This is a genomic window from Brevundimonas diminuta ATCC 11568 (assembly GCF_000204035.1).
Classification (GTDB): domain Bacteria; phylum Pseudomonadota; class Alphaproteobacteria; order Caulobacterales; family Caulobacteraceae; genus Brevundimonas; species Brevundimonas diminuta.
In genome coordinates this window covers 1665596-1668883 of sequence record NZ_GL883086.1, presented here as the reverse complement: position 1 = coordinate 1668883, position 3288 = coordinate 1665596, and the positions used below count along the sequence as shown (strand labels likewise).

Genomic DNA, 3288 nt, shown 5'->3' with positions numbered 1-3288 from the left:
GGGCCTCTTCCTGAACCTCCAAGGACTGCCCAGTGGATGACACGCGAGCATAGCCAACGACCGCCATCACAGGGCCTCCCGCGCAAACCGCAGGACTGCTCGGTGGTCCCGGAGCAACGCGCTGACTGCTGTGCCGACCCGTTGAGGCGTTAGGTCGGGGAAGGCGTTACCGTAAACCCGGCGGGCCTCACACCGCGTCAGCCGGGCCAAGGCAGCGCCCGCCGCACGTTGGGCCGCGTGGAGGTCTTGTACCGCGCGTATGCGGTCGAGGCTCTCGCGAGAGCAGGCAAGGCCCGTCTTGAAAGCGCGGCTATGTAGGGCGGTGCTCAGGTCGCCCGCACCAGTGTGCCCTGTCATGCGACGGGCAGCAGATTTGGCGGCGTCGGCTTCAGCGCGTCGGTGGGCGAGGTGGGCGTCCCAGTCCTCGGCCCTATTCTGAGCCGCAAGGAGGAGGTCAATGGCATGGCGAGCCTGAAGCTCGGCCAACTGCCCAAGCGGCAAGATGGATGCGCCGTCCTTGCTGGGCCGATGGACGGTGCTGGTACGGGCGGTGAAGGCGAGAATGTCGGCCATTGGAGTGTCCGAAAAGGTCTATAATCAAGTCGGACTTACTGTCTGATAAATCTGAAGTCAACTCATATCGGACGCTTCTTCGCTGTCTGCTGTGGGTATACCCTTCTCGGACGATGCGAATTGTCATGCGAGAGCGTTCCATCGGGCCGCCGGTTTCGTCCTGTGGCAGGATGGGCGGCACTAGCATGGGAGGCATGGGGCTGAGGAAGGTAGAGGGTGACCTCCATTGTCGGGGTCTAAATTAATGGCAGGGGACCCCCGGGTGGGGGGAATAGCTCGCGCTCTCCTACCTATATGGGCTTCCAGATAAGTGGCCTGAAAACATTTTGCTGCTTAGATAAGCCCTGCGGCCTCGAAAGCGGGTTTGCGGCGGGGCTGGACGCCCCAGCGGCTACGTTCTTCCACCAACCGCGCTGTGACGGCTTCTGAAAGGGTTGGGAAGTGCCCGATCAACTCGCGGTTGATGTGAGCGGCATAGACTTGAAAGCGCCAATCATAGGAGACCCCAAGGTGTCCTGTGCGGTTGCTTTTGGACGGCCCACGGTTTCGACAGTTCTCCCGCTGGGTGACGACCCTCAGGTTTTCTTTGCGGTTATCCAGCGGGTTTCCGTTGATGTGGTCCACGACCAGCCCTGGGCCGGTCCTCATGAGTTGCCGGTGCATAGAAAGGAGCGTCCCGCCCACCCTTCGAACTGCGTAGCCCGTCGTGGCCGACCATGAGTAGGGCGATAGGAGGGGGCAATCCTCATCGTCGATGAGAACATCTTTCCCATCGGTGGTCTTTAGTATCAGGCAGTTCTCCTTGCAGCGCACCGACTAGAAAGACCCAAAGGTCTCTCCGGTCGGTGCGCATTGGCTGACCCAGCCCCTCAGAGCCGGGCTTGGACGTTAGTTGAGGTTGAAGATGGCCGCGAACTTGTCCCGCTCTTCAGCAGGCAGGCCTCGCAGGCGACGCTCGTCGCGCCCGAACCTTTCCAGCTCAGTCCAGAGGGCGGGACCCTCCAGACCAAGCTCCTCGGTCAGGTACTTATGCTCTTCCTTGCGGGCGAGCTGGTAGGCGAACTCCGGGTCCTCCTCGGCGAGAAGGTCCGGCACGAGCCGGTTGTAGCGGTCGCGGATTTTGCGGACGGCCCGCTCGCGCGTCCCCTGGTTCATCTCAGCCCACTCGGGGTCGACGATGAGGTCCTGAAGGGTCTCGGTCATGGTCCGTCCACTGTCGTCCACGGCCTCCTGGGCTCGGATGACTGCGACGCGGCTCAACTGTTCCGCTGTCAGGTCCACGCCCTTTAGGGTCTTGGACTGCTGCGAGATGCTGAAGGCGATGGCCGACATTTCGTTGAGCAGGCGGTCTTCCGTAACGGTGGTGGTGTTGACCCCCAGGTCTCGATCATAGGCGATGGGACGGCCGAGGAGCGGGTCCACGCGCACCGGAAGGCTGTCTTGGAACCAACCCGAGTTCCTGAGGGCCTTCTCCCACATGGTGACAGCTTCCCGCGTGGCGTCCGAGTCTTCACCCTCCCACCACTTGCCCACACCACTCATGGGCACCGCGCGGCCCGCCGTAGAGGTTATAAGCCTCGTCAGCGCAGCCTCCGCTCGGCTCCCCTCGGTGTCCGAGAGGATAGCTGCATAGTCTTCGACGCTTCGCATGAAGGTGCGACTCGTGACGTTGCGAGAGAACGCAAGGGCCATCGCCGAGGCCGCCTTAACAAGCATAGGACCCGGCTCGTCGCGGGCCTCAAGGTCCACGCCCCGCATGACCTCGACGATGTCCGAGGCAAGCCCCAGGTGCATCGTCATCGGGTCGTAGCGGTTATACTCGTGCCACTTGTCGCCGATGCGGATGGAGTATTGCGGCCGGGTGAGGCGGGTCGAGGACTTGGGTCCACCGTCGTAACCGACGATGTTCCCCGACATGGCTTCCGTAGCGGCCCAGCCGATGAGCGTGGTGCCCAAGGCCATCTGCGCCATGACGACGGAGGCGTCCGGTCCTCCGCTGTAGAGGCGGTCCCGCATCTCCCGGGACAGGAGACCGAGAGGCGTGAAGTCCTTGAACGCCACCTCCAGACCCCGAAGCGGGGTGTGGACGATTGGGAACAGGAGCCCGACGTCACCGAATAGGCTGTCCACCGAGCGGAGACCCTTACTGACGCCCTGCGCGAGGCCGGTTTGGAGATGGTCCTGCAACATGAGCTGCGAGACCGTCGCGGACGTGGCGTCCTCGATCTCCATGCGGGCCAGGGCGCGCTGGGCGGCGTCCACAAGCTCAGGCGCGTTCGGGTCTGCCCCGGCGGCGATCTGGGCTTCGATCTGCTCCAGCAGCTCCTCCGACTCGTTGTCGAAGTACGCCTTGGAACGGGCGGTCACCCAGTTCTCCAGCTCCTTGCCCTTCAGGCCCCGGGCGTAGCCCTCGGCCATCGCTTGACGCGAGGCGTTGGCGGCGCGGTGCGCTTGGGTGGAGATGGAGCCGAACAGCTCGTCGGCGGCCTCAATCGTCAGGGCGCGGACGCCCCGGCCGGTTGCGCCGAGGGCGTTCACCCCGACACCCATCACCCCCAGGAGACCCCGGTAGCCCATCCGCATGACTGCGGGGAGCTGGTCGGCCGACTCCATGAGGGCGTCGATGGTCTCGGGCTGGATGGCGAAGGCCGTCTCCCGCTCAAACTCAGGGCGGGCCGTGGTGGGCCGGAAGGGTCCCACAGCGTCGTTCAGGGC

The 3288-nt window shown here is 64.1% G+C and carries 2 protein-coding genes; both read right to left on the bottom strand.

Annotated elements, in window-relative coordinates:
* Window positions 1-906: 906 nt before the first annotated feature.
* A complete protein-coding gene (locus tag BDIM_RS17250; protein WP_211205984.1) occupies window positions 907-1197 on the bottom strand; it encodes an HNH endonuclease in 291 nt (96 codons plus the stop codon).
* Window positions 1198-1461: 264 nt separating this feature from the next.
* The coding region (locus BDIM_RS11920; protein ID WP_040346006.1) for a hypothetical protein at window positions 1462-3288 on the bottom strand (1827 nt) is incomplete at its 5' end.